The organism is Legionella tunisiensis, from assembly GCF_000308315.1.
Lineage (GTDB): Bacteria > Pseudomonadota > Gammaproteobacteria > Legionellales > Legionellaceae > Tatlockia > Tatlockia tunisiensis.
The window spans coordinates 1-5,022 of the sequence record NZ_CALJ01000231.1; the positions used below are offsets into that span (position 1 = coordinate 1).

Below are 5,022 nucleotides of genomic sequence, written 5' to 3' on the forward strand. Positions count from 1 at the left end.
CTTCCCTAGTATTTTATATATCTCAATAAATTAATGTATCCCCCTCTTTACATCAACTTATTTTTCCTAGAAATTTTAGTCTGTTATCATTAAACAACTTCTGTTGCTCAACTCATAAAAACATGATGCAAAATGATTTAACTGCGCTCACTGTCACTCAACTGAACCAGCAAGTTCGGTCATGGCTAGAGCTGGAAATGGGAAATGTTACAGTTATAGGTGAGTTATCTAATTTGAGTAAACCTAGTTCTGGACATTTTTATTTTACCTTAAAAGATCCTACTGCTCAGTTACGCTGTGTTTATTTCCGTAACCACCACAATAGCATGAGTAAAAATTTTCAAGATGGTCAGCAAGTTCTTGCTCAAGGCAAATTAAGCTTGTATGAGGCACGAGGTGATTACCAACTGATCGTCTACTCTTTGAATGAAGCAGGTTTGGGTGCGCTCTATCGTCAATTCGAGGAATTGAAAATAAAGCTCCAAGCCCAAGGCTTATTTGCACAAGATAAAAAAAGAGCATTCCGCGTTACCCTACTGTCATTGGCATCATTACCTCAGCAACGGGAGCCGCGCTTCGCGATGTTCTAATTACTTTAGCGCGACGCTTTCCTCTGGCAGCCGTTAAAATCTATGCGAGTGAAGTTCAAGGTAGAGACGCAGCCAAACAACTTATTCGGGCGATCCAAAAGGCCAATCAAGACAAAAATTCTGATGTCCTTATTTTAGCTCGTGGTGGTGGCAGTATAGAAGATCTATGGGCTTTCAATGATGAACAATTAGCCTTAGCAATCAGAAACAGTGACATCCCTATTGTCTCAGGAGTTGGCCACGAAACTGATTTTACTATTGCTGATTTTGTTGCCGATTTGCGAGCTGCAACACCAACCGCAGCAGCCGAGGCAGTTACACCCAACCAGTTTGATTTATTAAACACACTTGTTTCGCTTGAGCAAAGAATGCTACGAGCAATAAACCGCTTTATTCAACACAAACAACTACTACTCTCTCACTGCACTACTAAAATCTCATCGCCAGAACAGTTAATTAATAAACATTACCAAACACTTGATTATCTCGAGCGACACCTCAATCAAGGCTTACGCAATTTAGTCAATCAGAAAAAAATCATATCCATTTATTAATTACTAACCTTCATGCAAAAAATCCAATAACACGGTTACAGCAATCCAAAGCAAAATTACAATCTTTTGAACAACAACTCACACACAATCTGCTTACCAAAATAAATGGATTAAAACAAATTTTCTCTTCTCGTCTTGCAACATTGCATGCAGTGAGTCCTCTAGCTACACTGGGGAGAGGTTATGCTATCGCAACTCATAATAAAACTATTCTTTTCAATAGTAGCCAAGTTAAAAAGGAGATAGCATTGAACTAAGATTGGCAAAAGGATATTTATTTTGTGAAGTCATTAATAATGAGGAATAACAGGATGGAAAATTTTCTCAGCATTTAAGAATTGGGTTGATGCTTGTTCTTTTCCAGATAAGCACAGCTTATGCCACCTTGCCCTATCAGCTACCGGAAAATCATTCGGTCAATGGTGGGCTGACTATCATTCCTATCGATATCAAACAAAAACCTGAAGCTTATTACGACAATAAAAAATAGCTGTCTTGCCGAGTACCCAATCTAATCAATGGCTACTAATCGTCGGGATCCCCTTGGACAAAGAGGACACTATCCAAAATCTTATTATTACTAGCCCTTATAAAGCCTCAGTCCCCTTTCATGTCACTGATAAATTTTATAGTACCCAGTATTTAACGATTGAAAACAAACGTAAAGTTGATCCTTATGAAGAGGATAAACAACGAATAGATAATGAAACGAAAGAAATGGCTGCTCTTTTTGCCGAATTTACCTCGTCTAATCCTTTCGCTGAAGGTTTTAAAGCCCCGGCACATGGTCCTATTACCGGCCTATTTGGCTTAAAACGAATTTACAACAATCAACCGCGCCCACCTCACTCTGGTTTAGACATTGGAGCTCCAGAAAATACGCCTGTCCATACGATCGCCAAAGGGAAAGTGGTCGCTACCAAGGATTATTTTTTACAGGCAATACTGTTATTGTTGATCACGGTATGGGGGTCTTTTCTCTCTATGCACATTTGAAACGGATTGATGTCAAAAAAGGTGATGTTTTGAACCAAGGACAACAAGTCGGTATCGTTGGTCAAACCGGCCGAGTCACTGGACCACATTTACACTGGTCGATGGTAATGAATCAAACCTTAGTTGATCCTCTTCTTTTTGTGCCTGTACGTATCATAACGGCTGTACCCAAACCAGCCGAAGTAAAAGAACCTATAAACCCAGCGAACTAATACTATGCTCGAGCAACTTAATACCAGTCTGACTTTGATTATTAGCCAGACACAACAAAATCTGAAGATCTTAGCCATTATCCTCTTTCTACCTTGGCTTGTTTACTTTATAAATCTCTTCCTTGGTAAGCGCTTACTTTATTTGGGCATTATTCCCAGGCACATTGTTGGTCTACCCGGTATATTATTTTCACCGCTGCTTCACCTCAATTTTAATCATCTTTTTTCAATTCAATTCCTCTCCTGGTATTAAGTAATTTTGTTTGGTTAATGGATTGATTTATTTTTATGGGCTACCTTAGTTATTACCATTATTAGTGGTTTTTTAACCTGGTGCTTTGCAAAACCCGGAATACACGTGGGTGCCAGTGGCTTGATCACCGGCTATTGGGGATTACTAATCACAGATATTTTACAACAAGGTACTCTTACCGCGATTATTCTCGGCGTAATAAGTTTGTATTATTTCGCTGGTATTTTTCTCGGTGTATTTCCCGGGAAAAAAGGTGTCTCCTGGGAAGGCCATTTATTTGGTTTATTAGCAGGCTTAATAACCAGCTATCTTCCCCATTCTTTTCTTGTCTCTTGACACCCACAGAAGGATAAAAAACAGCCTTAGTTCTCATGCAGATACAATATTAGTCCTACAAACTGCCAGTCATAAAAGTCGCTGATTTAGAGCTTTTATAGTATACTCTTGCCCCTTGCAACATACTGGCGGCTGTACACTTCATGGCGACAACGATACTTAATTACCCCAAAATTGACGCAAAACAACTATGGGGACAGTTGTATGGCTGCAGTCTACCTCTAGCAGTTGCTGAGTATTGTCAACAAAAAGTGGGCGTTAAGCTGATAATCGCACCTGATAATTTAACAGCTGCGCAGCTTCTTACTGAGTTACGATTTTTCCTTACTGATTTAAAACCCCAGGAATTGTTATTTTTCCCGATTGGGAGACCCTGCCTTATGATCAATTTTCACCACACCAAGATATTATTTCTGAACGTTTATCAACTCTAAGTCGTTTACAACAAACTACCAATGCAATCGTAATTAGCTCTGCCAGTACATTGATGCATCGTCTTTGTCCCCCTCAATTTTTGCATCACTATGCCCTCCTCTTAAAAGAGGGCCAGACTCTGAATTTAGAACTATTCAGATATCAGTTACAACAGGCCGGTTACAACTGTGTTAATAAAGTATTAGAACATGGTGAATTTGCCATTCGTGGAGCTATTATTGATGTCTTTCCTATGGGAAGTAAAACACCTTTCCGAATAGAATTATTTGATGATATTATTGATAGTCTGCGGCAATTTGATACCGAATCGCAACGAACTGTAGCCAAAATCACCGATATCCATGTTTTGCCAGCGCGCGAGCTTCCCTTAAACGAACAAAGCATAACCCTGTTCCGCCGTGCCTTTAGAGAGCAATTTCCTGGCAATCCAAGCCAATGCCCAGTCTATGAGGCTGTGAGTGATGGACAATACCCTTCCGGTATTGAATATTATTTGCCTTTGTTTTTTGACAAAACATCTACTTTTTCGACTATCTTCCAACCGATGCCAGTATTTTTTAATTGAAGAAATCCAGCAACAGGCAGAACAATTCTGGCAAGAATTAGCGACCCGTTACGAGCAACGGAGCTATGATATCTCTCGCCCCATTTTAAAGCCTAATGCATGCTTTTTAACCCCTACGGAATTATTAACCCTGGCCAATCAATATCAGCAAATCCGTTGCCACCACAAACCGATTGAAAAAAGGGGGCTATAAATTTCAATATTGGCAAAGCACCCTCTCTTCCCTTGGAGCGCCAAAGTACCCAACCACTCATTCATTTGAATAATTATCTAGCGGATAAAAGTAAGCGCTATTTATTGGTGGTTGAAAGTGCAGGACGACGCGAAGTTTTGCTAGACATACTTCGACAAGGCGATATCTCTGCAAAAATACAACCCTCATGGCAATCATTTATCAACGATAAAGAAACTATTAATATTATTATCGGCCCCCTCATTTATGGCACTGAGTTAATTGAACAGCAAATTGCTATTATCGTTGAAGCGCAATTATTTGGGGAGCAAGCAACTCCTCAACGCCGCGGTAACCAAAAAGCAGTTGATCCCGATTTAATCATTCGTGATTTGGCCGAACTGCGCTTAGGTACTCCAGTTGTACATCTGCAATTTGGTGTCGGGCGCTATCAAGGACTCACAACCATCGAAAGCAATGGCTTTGCCAACGAATTCCTCAGTCTAATTTATGCCGGTGATGATAAAATATATGTCCCTGTCACCTCACTACACCTTATAAGTCGTTATACAGGAATGGATAGCGAGCATGCTCCTCTCCACAGGCTAGGAAGCGACCAATGGCAAAAAGAAAAGAAGAAAGCAGCTGAAAAAATTCATGATATCGCTATTGAGTTATTAGAAATTTATGCCAAACGTGAAGCTCAACCAGGTTACGTCTACCAATTTGATGCTAATGATTATCAACGTTTTGCCAGTGGCTTTCCCTTTGCGGAAACGACTGATCAATTACGTGCCATCGAACAAATTATCCAGGATATGCAATCACCCCGTCCTATGGATCGTTTAATCTGCGGTGACGTCGGTTTTGGTAAAACTGAGGTAGCTATGAGGGCTGCCTTTCTAGCCG

Annotated in this window: 3 protein-coding genes and 3 pseudogenes; all 6 read left to right on the forward strand. The window is 40.2% G+C overall.

Translation table 11 applies throughout. From position 1 onward, the window contains the following. The first annotated feature begins 122 nt into the window (after positions 1-122). Positions 123-590 (forward strand): exodeoxyribonuclease VII large subunit, encoded by a 468-nt coding sequence (locus BN58_RS34510; protein ID WP_026069482.1) that lies wholly within the window; start codon positions 123-125, stop codon positions 588-590. Then, positions 551-1,401, forward strand: a pseudogene (xseA, locus tag BN58_RS34515) (exodeoxyribonuclease VII large subunit). The gene BN58_RS34510 and the pseudogene xseA overlap by 40 nt, the downstream one beginning before the upstream one ends. Before the next feature lie 89 nt (positions 1,402-1,490). Continuing rightward, a pseudogene (locus BN58_RS29985) lies at positions 1,491-2,140 on the forward strand (M23 family peptidase). Beyond that, a complete protein-coding gene (locus BN58_RS34520) occupies positions 2,110-2,352 on the forward strand; it encodes a M23 family metallopeptidase (protein ID WP_232220634.1) in 243 nt (80 codons plus the stop codon). The pseudogene BN58_RS29985 and the gene BN58_RS34520 overlap by 31 nt, the downstream one beginning before the upstream one ends. Before the next feature lie 274 nt (positions 2,353-2,626). Then, positions 2,627-2,941: a rhomboid family intramembrane serine protease gene (locus BN58_RS37895; protein ID WP_408605497.1), complete on the forward strand. Its 315-nt coding sequence runs from the start codon at positions 2,627-2,629 to the stop codon at positions 2,939-2,941. Positions 2,942-3,084: 143 nt separating this feature from the next. Continuing rightward, positions 3,085-5,022, forward strand: a pseudogene (locus BN58_RS37100) (CarD family transcriptional regulator); the annotation flags it as partial.

Coding starts and splice junctions, on each gene's coding strand:
- BN58_RS34510 (WP_026069482.1), top strand. CDS start 123: ATGATGCAAAATGATTTAACTGCGCTCACTGTCACTCAACTGAACCAG.
- BN58_RS34520 (WP_232220634.1), top strand. CDS start 2,110: ATGGGGGTCTTTTCTCTCTATGCACATTTGAAACGGATTGATGTCAAA.